The 19501-nt window shown below is 42.2% G+C and carries 17 protein-coding genes and 1 pseudogene; all 18 read right to left on the bottom strand.

All coding sequences use genetic code 11. The annotated features are described in order from the left end of the window. Positions 1-208 precede the first annotated feature (208 nt). The 18 genes and pseudogenes from ACTTKA_RS03020 to ACTTKA_RS02935 all read right to left on the bottom strand — a co-directional run bounded on the left by ACTTKA_RS03020 (position 209) and on the right by ACTTKA_RS02935 (position 19497). Positions 209-2671 carry a hypothetical protein gene (locus ACTTKA_RS03020; RefSeq protein WP_442723918.1) on the bottom strand — a complete coding sequence of 821 codons (2463 nt, stop codon included), beginning with the start codon at positions 2669-2671 and terminating at the stop codon, positions 209-211. Positions 2672-2713: 42 nt separating this feature from the next. Further along, the gene (locus tag ACTTKA_RS03015; RefSeq protein WP_442723917.1) at positions 2714-3481 is read right to left on the bottom strand and encodes a glycosyltransferase family 2 protein; all 768 of its coding nucleotides are present in this window, start codon (positions 3479-3481) and stop codon (positions 2714-2716) included. A gap of 3 nt (positions 3482-3484) precedes the next feature. Continuing rightward, positions 3485-4747, bottom strand: a complete 1263-nt coding sequence (locus ACTTKA_RS03010) for a glycosyltransferase family 4 protein (protein WP_442723916.1) — start codon at positions 4745-4747, stop codon at positions 3485-3487. A gap of 1 nt (position 4748) precedes the next feature. Beyond that, positions 4749-5471, bottom strand: a complete 723-nt coding sequence (locus ACTTKA_RS03005; protein WP_442723915.1) for a class I SAM-dependent methyltransferase — start codon at positions 5469-5471, stop codon at positions 4749-4751. Between the two features lie 42 nt (positions 5472-5513). Next, a pseudogene (locus tag ACTTKA_RS03000) lies at positions 5514-5672 on the bottom strand (DapH/DapD/GlmU-related protein); the annotation flags it as partial. A 427-nt stretch (positions 5673-6099) separates the two neighbouring features. Then, entirely contained in the window at positions 6100-7302 is a 1203-nt protein-coding gene (locus tag ACTTKA_RS02995; RefSeq protein ID WP_442723914.1) for a glycosyltransferase family 4 protein, read from the bottom strand. Further along, positions 7299-8456 (bottom strand): non-hydrolyzing UDP-N-acetylglucosamine 2-epimerase, encoded by a 1158-nt coding sequence (gene wecB / locus ACTTKA_RS02990; protein WP_442723962.1) that lies wholly within the window; start codon positions 8454-8456, stop codon positions 7299-7301. Before wecB ends, ACTTKA_RS02995 begins: the two co-directional genes overlap by 4 nt. A 4-nt stretch (positions 8457-8460) precedes the next feature. Further along, positions 8461-9666: a UDP-N-acetyl-D-mannosamine dehydrogenase gene (gene wecC / locus ACTTKA_RS02985; protein ID WP_442723913.1), complete on the bottom strand. Its 1206-nt coding sequence runs from the start codon at positions 9664-9666 to the stop codon at positions 8461-8463. 2 nt (positions 9667-9668) lie between these two features. Then, entirely contained in the window at positions 9669-10355 is a 687-nt protein-coding gene (locus ACTTKA_RS02980) for a class I SAM-dependent methyltransferase (protein WP_442723912.1), read from the bottom strand. A 4-nt stretch (positions 10356-10359) separates the two neighbouring features. Then, positions 10360-11667, bottom strand: a complete 1308-nt coding sequence (locus ACTTKA_RS02975; RefSeq protein ID WP_442723911.1) for a BFO_1060 family glycosyltransferase — start codon at positions 11665-11667, stop codon at positions 10360-10362. Then, the gene (locus ACTTKA_RS02970; RefSeq protein ID WP_442713527.1) at positions 11657-12481 is read right to left on the bottom strand and encodes a class I SAM-dependent methyltransferase; all 825 of its coding nucleotides are present in this window, start codon (positions 12479-12481) and stop codon (positions 11657-11659) included. Before ACTTKA_RS02970 ends, ACTTKA_RS02975 begins: the two co-directional genes overlap by 11 nt. 19 nt (positions 12482-12500) lie before the next feature. Further along, positions 12501-13832: a hypothetical protein gene (locus ACTTKA_RS02965; RefSeq protein WP_442723910.1), complete on the bottom strand. Its 1332-nt coding sequence runs from the start codon at positions 13830-13832 to the stop codon at positions 12501-12503. After that, positions 13822-14514: an acylneuraminate cytidylyltransferase family protein gene (locus tag ACTTKA_RS02960; protein WP_442723909.1), complete on the bottom strand. Its 693-nt coding sequence runs from the start codon at positions 14512-14514 to the stop codon at positions 13822-13824. The genes ACTTKA_RS02965 and ACTTKA_RS02960 overlap by 11 nt, the downstream gene beginning before the upstream one ends. Next, positions 14511-15548: a nucleotidyltransferase family protein gene (locus ACTTKA_RS02955; protein ID WP_442723908.1), complete on the bottom strand. Its 1038-nt coding sequence runs from the start codon at positions 15546-15548 to the stop codon at positions 14511-14513. The genes ACTTKA_RS02960 and ACTTKA_RS02955 overlap by 4 nt, the downstream gene beginning before the upstream one ends. Position 15549: 1 nt before the next feature. Continuing rightward, positions 15550-16704 (bottom strand): UDP-N-acetylglucosamine 2-epimerase, encoded by a 1155-nt coding sequence (gene neuC / locus ACTTKA_RS02950; RefSeq protein WP_442723907.1) that lies wholly within the window; start codon positions 16702-16704, stop codon positions 15550-15552. Beyond that, positions 16701-17711, bottom strand: coding sequence for an N-acetylneuraminate synthase (gene neuB, locus ACTTKA_RS02945; protein ID WP_442723906.1), 1011 nt, complete (start codon positions 17709-17711; stop codon positions 16701-16703). Before neuB ends, neuC begins: the two co-directional genes overlap by 4 nt. Beyond that, positions 17708-18349: an acetyltransferase gene (locus ACTTKA_RS02940; protein WP_442713533.1), complete on the bottom strand. Its 642-nt coding sequence runs from the start codon at positions 18347-18349 to the stop codon at positions 17708-17710. The genes neuB and ACTTKA_RS02940 overlap by 4 nt, the downstream gene beginning before the upstream one ends. Beyond that, positions 18346-19497: a LegC family aminotransferase gene (locus ACTTKA_RS02935; protein ID WP_442723905.1), complete on the bottom strand. Its 1152-nt coding sequence runs from the start codon at positions 19495-19497 to the stop codon at positions 18346-18348. The genes ACTTKA_RS02940 and ACTTKA_RS02935 overlap by 4 nt, the downstream gene beginning before the upstream one ends. Positions 19498-19501 lie beyond the last annotated feature (4 nt).

The following is a 19501-nucleotide window of genomic DNA, read 5'->3' as shown; positions in this document are numbered from 1 at the left end:
ATTTAATACTTTTCAACCGGCTTACGCCGGACAAACAGCTAACGATTTGTAGCCTTTTTGGTTCGACATCGAACCTTTTTGGTGACATGTTACGGACTTGCACGGATTAGAGGATGTTTGTGCCGGGCGAACAAAAAGAAAAAGGCTGTCTTTGCTTTTGAGACAGCCTCACTTTGGCTTAAAAAAGATTTCGTTATATTTTTGCGCGTCAAGTTTCGGCGATGGCCGGCTTTTTCTTCCGGATAGCATCCCAAAGCGCGAAACCGAGCAGTCCTATCAGGACGATCCCCACAATGATTGAGCCGGTCATGGAGATTTTCGCACTGCGAAGATAAACCTCGTCGATGCACTTGAACTCGATCTTATGCTGACCCGCAGGTACCCTCAATCCCCGCAGGATATAATTCACCCGAACCGGCGACACTTCCTGCCCGTCGATATACGCACGCCATGTTTTGTAAAACACTTCGGAGAAGACGGCCAGACGAGGTTGCGTACTGTTGCTCTCGTAGAGCAGATGACCCGGATTGACGTAGTCGGTCAGACGGATCGAAGCCGCGCTGTCCGTCGCATGTTGTAACTGCTCCCAGTCGGCCAGCTTTTCTTTCCAGACCATGTCGATCACTGCTTTCTGCGACGGATCGAAGTCGTTTAAGGCAACGATTTCTTCGTCGGGCGAGTTTACCCACTGAATCTCGTTCACGAACCATACATTACCCAGCGCCCGGTCGTTCTTCTGCACCTGCGGCCCTTGCTGAGTCGGAACGATGATATAACGTGTATTGAGCATGTTCAGCACCTTCGGGTTGATGCCCTGTTGCGAGAAATGATAATCAATAATGTCCTGATAACGTCGCAACTTGGCCGGGCTGTATCCGCCAATGGATTTATGGAAGTACGACGTCTCCGACTCGTTGAACGTGCTTTTCGTCAAGTTCAATACCCGATAGTTCGGGTCTTTGTCCTGCAAGATGAGTTTGTCGGCTTCCGTCGCCACGATCTCGCGCGATTTCTTCTTCGGCACAAAGCTGTCGTGATTCAGGAAACGCTTATCGACGGTCCACGCATCGATAAAAATCAGTATGCCGAAGATGGCCAGCAGATACCCTGTTTTATACGATGTTCTTATATACAGCCACAACGCCGCGGCCGCCAGTGCGATAAACACAAACGAACGCCACGCGTCAGCCGATAGCAGGCTCTGACGGTCGGAGATCAAAGCCATCAGCAGATCGGGATACTGACCGAAATTCTGCGTGTCGGCCTGACTTGTAAAGTTCATCACACTGCCGCCGAACAAAGCGTAGAGCAGACACAGTCCTCCCGTAATACCTGCAGAGATATATAATGGACGAAGCAGCTTCTTCCGGTCGTCTTTGTATTCAAGAAACGTTTTGACGGCAAGCACGGCCAATGCGACCATCGATACTTCAGCGATGACGAGCGCCATCGAAGGGGTACGGAACTTGTTGTACAGCGGCAGGTGATGGAACAGAAACTCATTGATCCCTGCGTTTTTCCCCCACGAAAGGACGAACGAAATCAGGGTCACGGCAAGCAGCCACCATCGTTCGGGCCCTTGCACGATAAGCAGCCCCAGCACAAACAGGAAGCAGACGACGGCTCCCACATAAACCGGTCCGGCCGTAAAAGGCTGGTCGCCCCAATAAGCCGGAGCGTACTGACAGAATTGTTTTCCTTGTGCGGCCTGTCCGTTACGGCTGAAGAAATGGTAACACTCCGAATCCGTGCCGATGTCGTAATGCGAGCTGGCTCCGTAGAAGTTAGGTATCAGCAGTGTCATCGTTTCTCCTTTGCCATAGCTCCAGTTGAACGCATAGTCGATATCCAGTCCGGAGCTTTCTTTCTTCCCGTCGGGATCGGCTTTCAGCACGGCGCCACCGCGCATCGTCTCTTTTACGTAATCGGCCGAGTTCATCAACGATCCTAACGCCGGAGCAATAGCCAGCAAACCAACGACCAGGAGAATAGCAGACGATTTGAAATAATCGGGCAACGTGTGTTCACGGATGGCGTAGACCAAATAGACCACAGCCAGCACAAGAATCATCATCAACAGATAGTAGCTGATCTGTTGATGACTCCAAAGTACGTTCAGGCCCGTAAAAACAAGCGTGACGATGCTTCCCCAGAGATATTTCTTGCGATAGCAGAAAATAATTCCTCCGATAACCGGCGCCATCGTGGCCATCACAAGGCATTTATTCACATGTCCGGCATAGATGCTGATCAGATTGAACGACGCGAACGCATAAGCGATCGCCCCGATAATACTTAACCAGTGTCTGCACCCCAAAGCGATCATAAAAATGTAGAAACCGATGAGAGAAAGGAAAACCACAAAGGCGTTTCCGGAGAGGAAGTAGAGCGAGAACACACGGCTCACATAACTGAAGATGTTAAAGATCGGTGCGCTATACGCGTAATTGTGCGGCATCCCCGAAAACATACGATTCGACCAGAAAGCGTGCTCTCCCGTTTCTTTATAGTGATCGACAAGGTCTTTTCCCCAACCTTGTGCGCTCGTCACATCGCCCTGCATCAGCCCTTTATTGTCGAATACTTCCGGCGCGAAGTAAATGACGGACAGCCCTAAAAACAACAATACCGCCAAGATATGCGGCAAACTTTTTTTCAATGTATCGCTCATGATGTTCTATCTTTTCAATTCTTACATTATAATATCGATTCGCTAATAATTGTTCCCGAAAAGCTTCGCCCAATAGAAACGAAGGGCAAACCAAAGGTGTCGTATCTGCGTCGGGAACGTGCCGTAATAGTTACACATGATCCGGTAGCGCTCTTTCAACGATGCCTTGCGGTTCCGGGTTGTCATCCCCTCCGAGAGATAATGGATGAGACGCAGATGCGAATGGACAATCGTCGCAGATTGTTTCATGCAACGGACACACCAGTCAAAATCGGCAGAGAAACGGTATTGCAAATCGTACTCCGGTGCCGCCTCCCGCTTCATCACGAAGGCCTGATGACAGACCAGCATACCCGTACGAAAACTCTTCCATGTCAAATGCTCCGGCGCTTTCAGCCTACGCGCCGCCAAGAACTTCCCCTGTTCATCCACCACGTCCGTCTCTCCGTAAAGGATATCCGGCATTCCGTTCCGTTCGGCCACCTCGGCCAACCGAGCCACCGTCTCCGGCGACTGCAACGTATCACCCGCATTGAGAAACCACACGTAATCGCCTGTCGCCATCCGAAGTCCTTTGTTCATTGCGTCATAAAGTCCCTTGTCCGGCTCGGATATCACTTCAAACCGAACCAATCCCGGACTTTGTGACTTGTAACTTGTTACCATCTCCATCGTCCCGTCCGTCGATGCTCCGTCGATCACGATATATTCGATCCTTGCATACGATTGTTCCGCAACGCTTCGCAACGTCCGCTCCAACACGTTCTCTGCGTTGTAAGTGACGGTGATAATGGAAAACAGAGGTGGCATATATTATGACAATAGACTGTGATATAATGTTATGTGCTGTTTGGCTACGATCTCTTTGCTATAGCTTTGCTCAACCTTCTTACGTGCATTCGTCGAAAGTATTTCCGGATCAGCTTCTTCCAAAATCCAGTGGATACCATTAGCTAAATCGTCTGCATTCTTATATTCTGCCACATATCCGTTCTGCCGATGATCGATCATTTCGGGAATTCCTCCCACATCGAATCCGACGCAAGGAGTACCGCATGCCATAGCTTCCATAATGGTGTTCGGAAGGTTATCTTCCATCGAAGGAATAACGAACAGATCGACCGCATTATATAAATCGATCATCTTCTCCGCATCACGAATATAACCGACATGATATACCGGATAAGGCAATAAGGCTGCAATTTCTTCCGAATTTCCGCCGAAAACAACAATCAAAAGCTCATCTTTCGATATTTTTTCCCGTCGGGATAAATATTCGCAAGCCTCCTTCAAATAGTTAAAACCTTTCCGATCATCCGTCACCTTGCAAGCCCCGAATAAAAGCAATTTCTTATCTGTCGGCAGATGGAGCGATTGGCGAACTTCTGCTTTGTTTTTTTTCCCATAAACCGTACAATCAATCGCATTAGGGATGGAACAGATCCTCGACTCATGACACAGTGCGCTTTTTCGTGCCTCATCAGCGATCCATTGGCTGCAACCGAGAAACGTGATTTTTCCGGAACGATAGATTTCTGCCTTTTTCTTAAAAATACGTCGAGATAAATCCTTCTTACAGGCATGCTTTAGTTTGGCACACGCCTGACATTGTGTGTAATATTTCAAACATCCCCCGGTATAGTGACATATTCCGGTATATGCCCACTGGTCATGCATCGTCCAAACAACAGGTTTACCCAATGAGGATAATTTTGCAATGCTCTTCAAGGATAGAAAACCCTGATTGACCCAATGCAAGTGAATAACATCCGCCCATTTTACGAAAGGATGCCGGTCAATACGATATCCCGTATTGGCAATCGATACGGCAAATAAGTTATGGCGCGAAAAACCGTTATTTAACCAGATAACAAGACGCTCCCATAAAAATCGGAACCTACCGAACCACTTAGGACGTTTCTCGTAAATACTGCAAACCTGTTCGTCGTCCGTCTGCTTATCACGTACCAGCATCTTAGCAGATATACCCTGCTTTTCTAACGCTTGCTGCAAACGCTTGCAAGCGATGGCGGCCCCCCCTTGTAACTCAAACGTACTGAGCAGGAGTATCTTCATCTTATTTTCTCGCTGCAATCACAATATAGGGTGACAGAAACTTCCCTTTGACGGGAAACAACTTGATTGCATAACTTATCATCTTTACCATCCGCCGGATCATTAAAGACGTTTTAGCCTTAGGCTCTAACCATACGATCGGTTTTCTTGTGTATTCAACACGTAAATCTTTCAAAGAGAATGTCGCCATAATCTTCTTCAATCGATCGATCTCCATCGACTTTAAATTATGCGCATCATAATTCTCTTTATCAAACCGGCGCTGTATCCATCCGTTTAGCCCTAACAAGTTGGGCAAGACAATAAGCAAAAGTCCGCCGGGAGCGAGTAAGTCTACATGCCGCAGGATCACATCCCGCGTATCGTTGAAATGCTCGATAAATCCCAAAGAGAAAACAATATCATATTTTCCATCCGTAGAAAAGTTAAAAAAATCCTGTTCGATACAGGCAATCGTATCGGGTTTTATGTCATTGACACGCTCCGTTTCACGGACCATCTCTTCATCAATATAGAAATCCAACAGCGATACCGAACATCCGTATTTTTGATGAAAATATGCGGACATCGTTCCCGGAAAACCTCCGATCTCAATAAAGGACTTACGGTTTAAATCTTTGGGAAGAAAACGGTCAAAAAACATCTTCCGCGGTACTTTTCCGTATTGATAGTTTTTCCAGTATGTTTTCCAAAAAGAACGATCGGTCAGATTGTTTACTTCCATATTTTCTTCGTTTTTATATCTCTCAGTTTTTATTTAATTTGGCCTGTATTTAATCACTTTAGCCGGGTTACCTACAGCAATGGCATTAGCGGGAATATCTTTGGTCACCACACTCCCCCCGCCGATGACAGCCCCATCTCCAATGTTTACTCCGGGCAAAACAATGGCGTTGGCACCAATCCAAACATCATTCCCGATGATTACGTAATTGTTGACTGTCGACCAGGGCTGATCGGCAATGTATATTCCTTGACGGATGGAATGATTCGCAGCCGTAATTGTAATGTGCTGGGATATCAAACATTTATCACCAATGATAATTCTACCTCCTCCGGCTCTAATATTATTATATTCTCCGATATACGTATTCTCTCCGATAATTAACTCCGATCCGCGAAAAGAATTATTCTGATCATCATTGATAATGATGGTTGAGAACTCACTAATACAACTTCCTTTTCCAATCTTGATGGCATCGATGCTTTTAAGGTGCAGTTTTGTTCGGATCGCAATATACGACCCTTTGTTACGACGCATGATCTTTATGATAAGAATCAATCGAAGTAAAGGCTCGAATATTTTTGATACCTTTCTACAGAAAACAGCGAATATCATGACGAAGAATTACCTATTGTTGCATCGCGTAGTTAAAAGCATCCATATAGCGCCGAGTAACGGTATGAATGTTGATTTTCTGTTGAATCACCTCACTTCCGGCAACTCCCATCCTTTTTGCGGCATCCGTATCTGAAAGAATAAGGCTGATCTTGTCTGCAAGATCGTTGGCATCCCCTTCCTTGAAAAAATATCCATTGACACCATCAGTGACCAGATCTTTTTCCGTTCCATCACAGACTGAACAGATCACAGGCAGGGAGAAGCACATGGCGTCATTAATCGACAGCCCCCCCATGCCTGCCAATACATATACGGTCGACTCGTTCATGTATTGCCCTAATGTTAGAGGGTCATAGATTGCTCCGGTAAAGATCGTTCTATCAGTTAAGCCTAATGCTGCCGATTGCCGGATCAGGTTTTCCTTTTCCGGGCCATTCCCAATAATGACCAGTTCGCTCTCCGGATATCGGTCTGCAACTTTCCTGTATGCTTCAAGGAGTAAATCTACACGCTTCCATCTGACGAGTCTTCCGATGTGCAAAAGACGTATTTTGGGAGGCAAGACAGGGGGAAGTAGAGCAATTTTTTCCCTGATTGCAAAGAGAGTATCTGTGTCGGTCGAATTATATCTTACAAAGATAGATTCTTTCTTTATCCCGTAAGAAGGAAGAATATCATAAGCTAAAGTAGTATAATTCAATGATGCAGTAGCTCGACTATAAATGAATTTTCGGATATGCATCGTCCATAAAGCCCGAAGTTTGAATGCCAACCCAACACTTTGAAGCTCCATATTCTCATTGTACATCGGATGAGTTTTGTAGTAGCTCAATTGTTTAAAAGGGGCTACTTGAAATGGTATTTCATGGAGTATAAGCCGGATATGTTTCTCTTTCAATAGTCTCATGAATACTCTATCAAAATAGAGTTGAAGGAAATATGGCCAGCAAATAACCAAAATATTTGGCTCAATTTGAATCAGAGTGTTTTTAAGATCAACGAGAGCGGATTTTCCATACCACTTTCGCACGACCGGACTAAGGATTAACCGATAACTTTGATGCTGATTTTTAGCCCGTTCTACTCCGGCTCCAATAGTACCGTCATCGTCTTTGGGCAACATCATGATCAATTCACAACCTTCGTTTGCCAATCGCTCAAAGACCGGATGATTATAGTTTGTTATGCCGGGGTTAACAAACAATACTCTCATAAAGTTTGAATATACTGAGCAATCCGCTCACAAGCCTTTCCGTCGCCATACGGATTGACAGCCTGACTCATTTTTCCGTAATATTGGGCATCATCCAGCAAAGACGAAACTTCCGAGACAATCTTATCATAATCCGTTCCAACCAACTTGACTGTTCCGGCTTCCAGCGCTTCAGGACGCTCCGTCGTATTGCGCATAACGAGTACCGGTTTACCCAGCCCGGGGGCTTCCTCCTGTATGCCTCCACTGTCGGTCAGGACGATATGGCTTTTCTCCATCAGATATACGAACGACAAGTATTCCAGCGGCTCGATAAAGAATAAGTTGGATTGACAATTCTCTCCGAAAACCTCTTTAATCGGTTTCCGAACATTCGGATTCAGATGCATCGGATAAACGAAATCGACATCCGGATATTTCTCGCTCAACGTTTTAATCGCTCGACAGATATGTAGAAACCCATCACCGAAGTTTTCGCGCCGGTGCCCGGTGATAAGCACAAGGCGACGCCCTTCTTCCGTCACCAATCGGCCTGTATCATAGCCTGCGGCCTTCAGCTCTTTCTCGAGTGATAATTGTAAAGGAACATCGTCTTTCATCTTATTGACTACGGCATAGAGCGCATCAATCACGGTATTACCGGTGACGAGAATACGGCTCTTGTCGATGCCTTCGCGCAGCAAATTCTCCCGGCTTAACGGTGTAGGAGAGAAGTGGTATGTTGCAATCCGGCCCGTAATCTGCCGGTTCATCTCTTCGGGCCACGGACTGTAAATGTTATGTGTCCGCAGTCCTGCTTCCACATGCCCTACCGGTATTTGCTGATAGAATGCTGCTAAAGCAACAGCCATCGAAGTGGTTGTATCGCCATGTACCAACACCATATCCGGTCGGGTCCGGGTTAAGATATCACGCATACCGGAAAGGATTCGGGCTGTGACATCATACAAATCCTGCCCCGGCTTCATGATGTTCAAGTCGTAGTCCGGAACAATCCCGAAGATGTTCAGCACCTGATCCAGCATCTCCCGATGTTGGCCCGTTACGCAGACCAACGTTTCATATTGATCGGGATGTTTTCGGAACTCCTGCACAAGCGGAGCCATCTTGATCGCCTCGGGACGTGTCCCGAAAACTAACATTATTCTTTTCATCATCTTACTTTTTGAATATCCCGCAGAAATCAAGTATCACTTTCTCTTCGTTCCATGACAACGTCTTGAATTCTTTGTGCGCAACAAGGAAAACGACAATGTCCGCCCGCTCATAAGCCGCTTGGTAGTCCGTCAGCTTAAAGATCGGGTGTTCGTGTATGTTGGGTTCTACAATCAGCAGATTTTCCGGCTCGGATTGCATGACTTTTTGAGTAATATACTTTGCCGGACTTTCCCGCAGGTCGTCGATATTCGGTTTAAAAGCCAGTCCCATAATCGCCACGACAGGCTTACGCGATCGTTTCATCTCATATTCCAACATGGTGCTTTTGATTTTTTCCGCACACCAGAAAGCTTTATAGTTATTGAGCTCGCGCGATTTGGCGATTAACTGTGACTCTACCGGAAATTCCGAAGTCAGAAAGTACGGATCGACCGCTATACAATGTCCGCCGACACCGCAACCCGGCTGCAGGATATTCACCCGAGGATGTTTATTGGCCAGCTCGATCAGCTCCCAAACATTGATTCCGGCCTTGTCACAAATCAGAGACAGTTCGTTGGCAAAAGCGATCTGTACATCGCGCGACGAGTTTTCCGTCAGCTTACACATCTCGGCCGTCTTGGCATTCGTTTGATGCAGATTACCTTTCACGAAGAGCGTATAAAACTCCATGGCCTTTTGTGTCGAAGCCTCATCAATCCCCCCGATCACCCGGTCGTTATATTCCAGCTCATAAAGGAGATTGCCGGGCAGTACTCTTTCCGGACAATAAGCCATGTAAACAGCTCCTTCCAATTCCGGGCGTTCGGCGTAAACGAGCTGTTTCATTTTATCGGTCGTCCCTACCGGTGAGGTCGACTCGATAATCAGTAGACTGCCTTTCTTCAACAAGGGAATAACCGAACGTATCGCCGTTTCGACATACGAAATATCCGGCTCATGATTGCCTCTGAAAGGTGTCGGAACGACAATCAGGTATACGTCGCCCTCTTCCGGCCGCATCGTTGCACGCAAATGTCCGCTTCGCACGACCTGTTCAACCACTTCCGACAATCCCGGCTCAACAATGTGCGTTTCACCCTTATTCACCGATTCGACCACCCGTTCATTGATATCGACACCGACCACCGTCAGTCCCTTTCCGGCCAGCATCGCCGCCGTCGGAAAACCGATATACCCTAAACCGATGCAAATAATTTTGTTCATTGTTATTTTTTTACAAAAATAGCTGTATAGCCATTCGGCTTTGAAAATGGAAATCTGAAAAGACTCCATGATAGCTTAAAAAGCAAGTTAATAGCCCTAAATAATGGACTATAAGAGTAGGGATTGACTTGATATGCCCCACGTCTCAGCCTTATTTTTACAGAAGAGATAGAATATTTTCCTGTAACTTGTTGTTGTGGATTCGAATAGTAATCAAGAATAGCTTTAGGTGGATAAGGCCTGATATGATCAATACAAGTAAAAAAATCTGCGGTTAATAATGGGCTTCGGATAATGATATGTCCACCAGGTTTAGTAATGCGAATAAGTTCGTCTAAAAACTGAATAATTTGGGGATAGGCGACGTGTTCTATTACATGAGAGCAATGTACAACATCAAAGTGATTCTCTGGGAACTTATTGTCTAAGAAATTAATATTATATGTTTGAATCCCCATCTGCTCTACCTTATTCGCCAAATCTTTGTTGATTTCCACCGCATAATATTGAAACTGATATCGTTCTTTTACTAAGCGAATAAAACGTCCCAATCCGGCCCCAATTTCGATATAAAGTTTTTCTTTGTCGTCTATTTTGTGCAAGAAATCGAGAATTGCTCTATCTTCTCTTTTCTCGGTTTGTTTTCCATAGAAACCTAATAGTTTGAGATAAATACCTTTTTTATCCATATCGTTATTCGTGAAATTTTTTTACTGCCTTATAATATATTTGATGCCATTCCTCTCTCTCTTTATCTGTAAAACGTCTATCCACATATAATGGCAATCTTAATAACCTTCTGATCTGTCGGGTTATCTTTTTATAAATAAATCTGAAATAGACATATAATACAAATCGATTGATTCTTACAGGCCTCTCTTCTTTATTCTTATAAAGTTCATAAATGTATTCAGCAGCTCGTTGATGGTTTCGTCCGTCAGACCATTGAATGATACGTTCTATAATCATCTGTCGTTTGGATTCTAACTGATTAAAAGAGGTAGATTCGCCCGTTGTGAAATACTCATCTAAGAAACCTTGTAAATCTTCTGCATTTTTAACCCTGAAACTGCCTTCTGATATTTTAGAACGGACAAAGTCATTGTCGACAGGCTGTATTAAAAAAGTAGGTTTATTGCCTATCAGCCATGCTTCCATCGCCGTCGTACTTTCGTAAGCCCCCCAAACATCACAGACATTAATCAAATCAAAAATAGTTTCTTCCGTTTGCAATATAAGAACATTGGGGAGTTCTGGTAAACCATAAAATTCCGATGCTTGTTTATTAACGGCTAATGGATGATATTTCAAGATGAATAGAATACTGGGGTTGGCTTGTATTATTTGTTCCAATATTTTTTTGACCCGATCTTTAGATAATAATATTTTAGATCGTTCTTCTTCTGAGATCCTATCGGAGATACTGTTTTTTATTTCATTATTCGTAAGTAGGTCGAACCCCCATCCGGCAATTCCTACTATTTTAGTATATGCGTTTTTTTTGTATTTCTTTGAGAATTCCGTTTTTTTTAAGAATCTTTTTGATAGAAGTTTATACTTGTCAAACCCAACAGCGCCTGACAACTTTATATTAGGAAAATCTCCGATATATTTTTCCACCAAGTCGATATTTCGTTGTGACCATTCTAAATGCAAATCTTCGTATAAAATTCCATCTTTATTCCATCCCCAAAAAAAGTCGATCACTCCCTTTTTTGTTTCTTGATAATCTCCCTCCGAGCAATGCGTAACAACTTTACAACCCAAAAAATGAGCTATTTTCACAATATAGAACTGAGGTATAGAACCAACTCCATTTGCAATAAAGACTACTTTAGGCCGATATTTTAACAAATAGTATTGCCAATTTGAGAAGCAACATTTGCGTACAATCTTTAAATTGTACTTTAGTTCTAAATAGGACAAAATCGGTTCTGCTATATCTACATCACGTCCTTTACTACTATATTCTAAATCTAAAATATCCACCCTATGCATCATTGACCAAATTTCTATTTACAAATAGATGATTTTTGTTTGCGTTAAAGAAGGCAAGTATATTATCTTCTTTTTGTTCTTTTGCCATATCTTTAACCGTTTTAGAAAACTCGCTTGCAAAACGAATATCAGTTTGCGAAGCATTACAAATCTTTTTGAGTATAAAAAAATATTCATAAAATTCAGGCACCCAATCTTCTACAACTTCTACTTTCTTATTATCCCCAAAGTCTCCTCTCCGAATAAATACATTTAGCTTTTCACATGAATACCCTAAAACAGGAAGATGCTCGATTAATTTTTTCACATCGGTAAAACGATTGGGAAAGTTTTTTAGTTTGGCATTTCTTTCCGCAATAAAAGCCTTTTCATCGTCTTTACAATAAGTATCATTTTTACCCGTAATAAGACATGTTCCTCCAATTTTAAGTATCCTGTTTATTTCTGCCAAACTTTTTTCCTGTTCTACTACATCAAATGTCCCTAACATAATTATTTTATCGAAATAATTATCAGGGTATCTACTATCTTCTGCTGCGGCAACATGCAATGATGTATAATCATATAACGTTGCGTCATTAATCATCGATAAGTCTATATCAATACCAAATATAATATTTGTATAATGTTTTATCACCGGGAATATACGACCTTGTCCACACCCTAAATCCAACACTTTATCTTTAGAGGATATCTTCAGCTCGGCAATAAGCTCTTCTATAACATCCAATCCAGGTACTTTTGTCCCATCAGAAGCATGCTTTACACGATCTTTCCAATACTGATTATAGGATGTATCAAACTTAAATTGATCCATAACACCTATTGCTTATTATTTAAATAATTGTTTTTATGCATTGATTCCCATATTTATCATTGCATGCTATTTTTACGGATGCTATTTCATCTAACGGTACAGTATAAACATCAAATGTATAATAGTACTGTTGCTTGAATTTTCCGAAGTCGAGATTATCATGGAGATATTTTCCGCTTTTGGTTTTAATAGCTAGAAAAGGTTGAGGGCCAAAAGGCTCTCCTGAAACAATATCTAATTGCAACAGATTTTCTTCGATTTTGAAATCCAAATCGATCTTCTCCTCTTGCCCTGTAATGCCGATCACATTTCTAAACGCATCGGTAGAACGGGCAAAGGAGAAATCAACATCGCCATACTCTTTTGAAACTTCAAGTAACATTTTGTAAAACTCATCAATTTCTACCGATATTTCTCTAAAATCATGATCTGTGACTCCCAGATATACATCACATTGTTCTCTTCGGGCTTTTGAAAAGGCCTTCCGTATCTCATCAATTGTAATATTCCGAAATCTTGTCTTTAAATTCAGAACACGCGCAATATATCGGTTACACCTCCCTATTTTCCTCCAATCATAAATATCCGGATGATATATACTCCAATCGTGAGGAGCCCCTGCCCAATCTCCAAAACGAGCATTGGAGTAGTAATCATCGTTTTCTACAGACTGGTTGGATGCATCGAATGGAAGCCATTGCTCGAGGAACCAGTTTGAATCAGGACGCTCTGTATGAAATCCGGCCCTGTTCACCCTTGGAAAATAATTTCGTTCTATTAATCGACGACATAATATCTGATATAATACTTTCGAATTATTGTTATAAGAAGTCGCACTTATGTTTGCTTGCTTCTTATAATGTATCGGATGAAAATGCCATTCTACAGCATCAACCTGACAATTTTCCAATTGGCTGAATATTTCCATATAATGGTCATAGATATTCAGATATCCCATATCTCTATGTCTCGGGTTTGTTTCAAACCCCGCATGATCCAATATATGCCAATTATAAATCCATCCGTTGCCAAAGCTATCCTTATATTTATTCCTGAAATCAGACGTCAGGATTCTAAAAAGCATTTCATCGATCTCTTTCCATGAGCTTTTATATTCAAGCAGATGTGGAGAAATGATGACTTTCATTTTTTCTATTTCATCCGGACGGAGAAAATCAACCTCTCCTTTCTGTAATTTTATCAGGTTGTTTTTTGTAGGAGAAAGAGGAATACTGATACCTATAATTTCTTCTATCCGTTTAAATGTTTCCGAGACTGATTCATACAAAGGACCCTCAGTGTCAACATGATGGACAACGTATACGATCGGATTCTTCTGACTAACGTTCATAAGCTAAAATTGTTTCTGCATACATAAAATCATATTGATCGTCAATATCAATAGATCGATGCTTGGGCATAATGTACTTTATTTTTTTTTCAAAGTTTGAAATCCTTTTTTCTCGTAAAGACTTCGGATTGATGATATAGATTGCTCCGTTATATTCGTAATAAACAGGAACGTTCTGACGTCTGCCTGCGGTAGGATTCAGCATCAACTCCACAAAACCAGATTGGTTCTCTTTACATAAAACAGAAGGAGCGTGTGATATGCTAACGGATACGACCATATCGATAGAGTCGTCGTACAAGCTGAACGCCTTTTCTATATCTTGAGATGTTCTTAGAGGAGAAGTCGGTTGAAGCAATAAAACAACATCGTAGTCGATACTTCTCTGTTTATAAAAATCAAGAGCATGTAAGAGCACATCATTAACGGAAGACCTGTCAGTTGCTAATTCGTCCGGACGAATAAAAGGAACGGATAAACCATAATTTTCTACAATCTGAATGATCTCTTTATCGTCCGTAGAGACACAGATATGCTCATCCGATAAAACTCCTCTTGCAGCATCAATAGAATAACAAATCAAAGGTTTTCCGTGCAAAAGTTTGATGTTTTTACCGGGTAGTCCTTTGCTCCCCCCTCTTGCCGGAATTACAGCCAAAATCTTTTTATCCGTATTTATCATAGATATTTAGCGATCTCTCGTACTTTCGCGTAATCTTCTTTTTTACCAATATCAACCCAAAAACCCATTAAAGGAAAACGGATAATTTTCTTTCTTCTTTTTATCAATAAATCCATCAAATCAGTTGCATCACAGTATACATTATCCGGTATTAATCCGATAAGAGATCTCTTGATTAAATATATACCAGCATTGGCATAGTAATTAAAAACCGGTTTCTCTTTTATTCCCAGAATATCATGGCCATCCAACTCAAACACGCCATAAGGGACGGAATGTGAATACGGAACGGCTGCAACAGACATGTCGGCATTATATTTACGAAAATGCAGATAAAACTCTTCATAATCGATGTTCGTGAATAAGTCCGAATTCATGACTAAGATGGTATCATGGTGAAAAGTCGGAACAAATTTCACCGAACCAATCGTTCCCAAATAGGTTGGTTCTCGTACACATTCCACCTGTATGTTCCCTCGTTTTTCCTTAAAATGAGACTCTATTTGTTCTCTCAGATAGTTTACAGTGATAGAGATATGTTCTACGCCATAAGAAAGAAGACGTTCAACATTATAGTCGATAATGGTTTTGTCACCAACGGGAAGAAGAGGCTTCGGCACTTTTTCCGTTAAAGGGCGCAATCGTTCGCCTTTCCCTCCTGCCATAAGCACAGCGTCAATCGGCAAAATTGATCTTTTTATTTTTAGATCATATATTTTTACGACCTTTCCTTCAGAATCCAAATATGGGACTAATGTGATTTGATTTTCCCTTAAATACTTAACCTGATTGACATCTATTTTTTTCTCAAGAAAATGGAATTTTTTCTCCATTGCTTCCCGCACACAATCCTCTAAAGAGCCGCCTGCAACTAACCACCTGCGAATATCCCCATCAGTTAATGTCCCGGTCATAACTTTATTGTTATTGATAACAAATAAGGTCAGGGGATCAATAGAAAGTTTGTTCAATGCGACCAACGCATCTTTTATTGTTGCGGTATCTTCAATCAGATACTTTGCAAATCTTTCCATTTCAAAGATTGTAAAAAGATTTTTGGGTTAAATTATTTAATGAATAACTTTTAATCACATTAAAAATCGATTGTGCCGTATTTTCTTTCTCATACGGATTACGAACCTCTTTCGCAATTTCAGCCATCTCTTCCGATAAAACTTTTTTAAGTCCATTTCTTATAGAGTCTTTATTGCTATGGCAGCTTATAATGCTATCGCAAATCACCCGACCTTTCTGACGGTCACCAATATTCAGCGTAGGGATTCCCAATGAAGGAACTTCAATAATTCCACTCGATGAGTTTCCAATAACGGCTGCGACATGGGACATCGCAGACAGGTATCGTTTTACTCCCAATGAAGTGAAAGCGATAGCGCGTTCTTTATTTCTGGCAACAAACTCATTGATCTTCTCTGAGATGTATGCACCTCCCGTGTCGGAATTCGGCATTGTAAAAAGAATACGTATGTTTTTTTCTTCATCCAATGCCGTAAGAAATTCGTCCATTTCTATTCGATTGTTCCCTTTTGTTACTGTTACAGGATGATACGTCGCAATAACAGTCTTTTTATTCAATTCAAAACCTAATGATTTTTCGATTTCATCTTTACCCATCAAAGTTATCTTCTTGATGTTTTCAACACCAAGGGAACCGACATAAAAGACACGATCCGGCTGCTCACCAAGTTGAATGACACGTCTGCAATATTCCTCCGTAGAAGTAAAATGCAAATGACTCATCTTCGTAATCGCATGACGAATAGCATCATCGAAAGCACCTTCCGTAATTTCTCCTCCATGGATATGAGCAATCGGTATCTTGTAGACTAAGGCTGCCGTAGCCGCAATCAACATTTCGTATCGATCACCAAGTATGACGATTAAATCAGGTCTCAACTCTTCATAAGCATCTGCGATACTTGAAAGTTCTACTGCCATAGACTTTACAATACCATTACTCGTGTCAGCAAGCTTGGGCATCGGCACCTTTTTATCAATAGTAAAACCATCAGCTTCTATTTCCTTATAGGTTAGGCCAAACTCCGGAGACAGATGCATATTGGTCGCAATGATCTGAAGCGTTAAATCATGATCCGCTTGGATAAGATGCATCAAGCGGCTTAACAAGCCATATTCGGCACGGGTTCCTGTAACAACGCAAACCTTCCTCATAATACGATTAGATCATCCGTCGCAAAGTCTTGCTTCGCTTCTTTACCTAATACATGCTCCCATTGCATCGGCGAAATGCCGTCTCCCGGACGCTTCACCGTGAGATTCTCTTCTGTAAAGACATCTCCTTTTTTAATGTCGCATGCCGCAACGATGCTCTTTCTAACAATACATCTGTTTTTCTCTTCCGACGCACTGATCTTCTTTTCTGTGCCTCCTAACGCTTTCTCTACATTCCGAATGGCCGACACCATTTGGGCAAGTTCTTTCGGTTCCAAGGATGCTTTGTGATCCGGCCCATCCATCTCTCGGTCGAGTGTAAAATGTTTCTCGACGACACATGCTCCAAGTGCAACGGCCGCAATGGGTATCTCAATCCCCAAGGTATGATCCGAATATCCTACTTTAACTCCTAATTGATCCGCGATTGTTTTCATTGCGTGCAAATGCACATCGCGCATCGGCGTGGGATATTCCGTATTACAATGCAACACGGTTAGTTGTTCTTTCGTCAATCCGTTTCGTAATAAGACCTTCATAGCCTCTTCTATATCTGTCATTTCGCACATACCTGTAGAAAAAATCACAGGTTCATGCCGCAAGGCAATCCTCTTTAAATACGGATAATTCGTTATTTCTCCAGACGGGATTTTCCATAAACCTAAATGCAGCGAAGCCAAGAAATCGATACTTGACAAATCGAAAGGGGTGGAAAGAAATTTTATTCTTTTCCGGTTACAATATGTGACTAACTCACAATGATGCTCTCTGGACAATTCCAACTTCTTCAACATCGAATATTGCGAAGTATCTTCAGTTGAAGACATATTTCGTTGTTGATAGGCTGCTTTTCGGGCATCTTTTGAAACGAGTTCCTCAGTCTTAAATGTCTGGAACTTTACATAATCAGCTCCCGCCATTGCTGCGGCATCAACCAGCTGTTTCGCGATCCGTATATCGCCATTATGATTTACACCAGCTTCTGCAATGATGATCGTTTTATTCATAGTCTGACTTTCAATAAAGCGGGATTTCCTGAGTAAATACCTCTTATTTTTATATCTTTTCTCACGACAGATCCTGCAGCAATCACGCATCCATCCGTAATACTTGTCCCATTCACCATTACTGATTGGCTGCCCAAAAAAGAGGCATTTCCTACACAACAATTTCCATTGACCATTGTTCCCGTAGACACATGAGTGTAATCTCCTATTACAGAATCATGCTCTATGTTTGCAAATGTATTTATAATACATCCTTTCCCAATGCAGACATCTGCATTTACTACCGCTTGGTGCATTATTACGGAGCCTTCCCCTACATCGGCATACCGAGAGACAATTGCCGTAGGAGAGATGAGGGTAGCTAATATTCCATTTTTGCAGATAATCTTTTCATGTAACTTTATCCGCAAAGAAGCATCTTTTATATGACCGACAGTAACAATAAAAGAAGCATAATCGATGTATCTGCAAATATCTTCGTCCGTACCGATAACTTTATAATTCAACACTTCTTTTCCTATATGTTCTGCCGTATCTAAAATCCCCAAAATAGTATAACCAGCAGATTCAGCAACATTTATCACAGATTTGCAATGGCCTCCACCTCCTATAAGAATTAGGCTCCGGTTCCGTTTCATTTTCGTCTTACACTACTAGGGATATTTACGATTCGTTCTTCGAGCCATTGTGTATGTTTCAAGCCATCGGTTTCGCATCCTTTAAACATTTCTAATCGATTCATAAGCTGCCATGCAGGGCGTGTCATGATGCCATGGGCGTTCGTATACTGCAAAAAATCCTGTTGAGCTTGTCTGTCTTTCAACAGGATGGTGTTTAACCAATAATTCGATCGACAGTTTTCAGGTTCGAGGAAATAATCCATATCATCTATTGTCGCAAAAAACGCGTGATATTTTTCGGCCGTTTCACGTTTATTCAGGACGAATTCTTCCAAATGCTCTAATTGCGCACATCCCAATGCCGCATTGATATTAGGCATACGATAATTATAGCCGACCCTGTCGTGAATAAACTCCCAACGATGAGGCACTTTTGCCTGTGTCGTAAGATGCTTGGCTTGAGCTCCCAATTCTTCGTTATTCAATAATAACATTCCGCCACCACCGGTCGTGATCGTCTTGTTTCCGTTAAAACTAATCACGCCGACACGCCCGAAAAGTCCGGTATGCTGTCCTTTATATAGACTACCAAGGCTTTCTGCCGCATCTTCAACTAATTCGATATGATACTCTTCACAAACATCCGCAATTTCATCGATTCTTGCAGGATGCCCGAATGTATGCATCGGCACGCAGGCTTTTATCCGACATTGGGTGTTTTTGTTAAAGCACTGCGAATCCTTTACCTCCGCGTTTCTGGAGAGCCACTCACGCATCGCATCCGGCGAAAGTCCCATAGTCGATTGATCAACATCTAAAAAGACCGGATGTGCGTCGATATAACGTATGGCATTACATGTGGCAATAAACGTAAGCGCTTGAGTCAAGACTTCGTCTCCTCGCGCTACTCCGACAAGCAACAGCGCCAGATGCAAGGCATTGGTGCCGTTCACACAAGTAACAGCCCTTGCCGCTCCGGTATATTGGGCCATCTTTTCCTCAAATCTATCAACAAATTGACCTACACTGGATACAAATGTCGTGTCAACACATTCGGCCAAATATTTTTTTTCATTTCCAATAAAACAAGGTGCATGAAGAGGAACTTCCGGAGCTCCGTATAAATCATGAATAAAATCTGTTATTTTCTTATAGCTGCTCTCCATAGAC

Source organism: Tannerella sp. (assembly GCF_052170195.1).
Taxonomy (GTDB): Bacteria; Bacteroidota; Bacteroidia; order Bacteroidales; family Tannerellaceae; genus Tannerella.
This window is presented reverse-complemented; position numbering and strand designations above follow the sequence as displayed.

What these genes read in the sequence shown, in the direction of transcription:
- ACTTKA_RS02980 (WP_442723912.1), bottom strand. Translation starts at nt 10,355, where the DNA reads ATGGATAAAAAAGGTATTTATCTCAAACTATTAGGTTTCTATGGAAAA.
- ACTTKA_RS02995 (WP_442723914.1), bottom strand. Translation starts at nt 7,302, where the DNA reads ATGAGAGTATTGTTTGTTAACCCCGGCATAACAAACTATAATCATCCG.
- ACTTKA_RS02940 (WP_442713533.1), bottom strand. Translation starts at nt 18,349, where the DNA reads ATGAAACGGAACCGGAGCCTAATTCTTATAGGAGGTGGAGGCCATTGC.
- ACTTKA_RS03020 (WP_442723918.1), bottom strand. Translation starts at nt 2,671, where the DNA reads ATGAGCGATACATTGAAAAAAAGTTTGCCGCATATCTTGGCGGTATTG.
- ACTTKA_RS03010 (WP_442723916.1), bottom strand. Translation starts at nt 4,747, where the DNA reads ATGAAGATACTCCTGCTCAGTACGTTTGAGTTACAAGGGGGGGCCGCC.
- ACTTKA_RS02975 (WP_442723911.1), bottom strand. Translation starts at nt 11,667, where the DNA reads ATGATGCATAGGGTGGATATTTTAGATTTAGAATATAGTAGTAAAGGA.
- ACTTKA_RS02965 (WP_442723910.1), bottom strand. Translation starts at nt 13,832, where the DNA reads ATGAACGTTAGTCAGAAGAATCCGATCGTATACGTTGTCCATCATGTT.
- neuC (WP_442723907.1), bottom strand. Translation starts at nt 16,704, where the DNA reads ATGAGGAAGGTTTGCGTTGTTACAGGAACCCGTGCCGAATATGGCTTG.
- ACTTKA_RS02935 (WP_442723905.1), bottom strand. Translation starts at nt 19,497, where the DNA reads ATGGAGAGCAGCTATAAGAAAATAACAGATTTTATTCATGATTTATAC.
- wecC (WP_442723913.1), bottom strand. Translation starts at nt 9,666, where the DNA reads ATGAACAAAATTATTTGCATCGGTTTAGGGTATATCGGTTTTCCGACG.
- ACTTKA_RS02970 (WP_442713527.1), bottom strand. Translation starts at nt 12,481, where the DNA reads ATGGATCAATTTAAGTTTGATACATCCTATAATCAGTATTGGAAAGAT.
- neuB (WP_442723906.1), bottom strand. Translation starts at nt 17,711, where the DNA reads ATGAATAAAACGATCATCATTGCAGAAGCTGGTGTAAATCATAATGGC.
- ACTTKA_RS02955 (WP_442723908.1), bottom strand. Translation starts at nt 15,548, where the DNA reads ATGGAAAGATTTGCAAAGTATCTGATTGAAGATACCGCAACAATAAAA.
- wecB (WP_442723962.1), bottom strand. Translation starts at nt 8,456, where the DNA reads ATGAAAAGAATAATGTTAGTTTTCGGGACACGTCCCGAGGCGATCAAG.
- ACTTKA_RS02960 (WP_442723909.1), bottom strand. Translation starts at nt 14,514, where the DNA reads ATGATAAATACGGATAAAAAGATTTTGGCTGTAATTCCGGCAAGAGGG.
- ACTTKA_RS03005 (WP_442723915.1), bottom strand. Translation starts at nt 5,471, where the DNA reads ATGGAAGTAAACAATCTGACCGATCGTTCTTTTTGGAAAACATACTGG.
- ACTTKA_RS03015 (WP_442723917.1), bottom strand. Translation starts at nt 3,481, where the DNA reads ATGCCACCTCTGTTTTCCATTATCACCGTCACTTACAACGCAGAGAAC.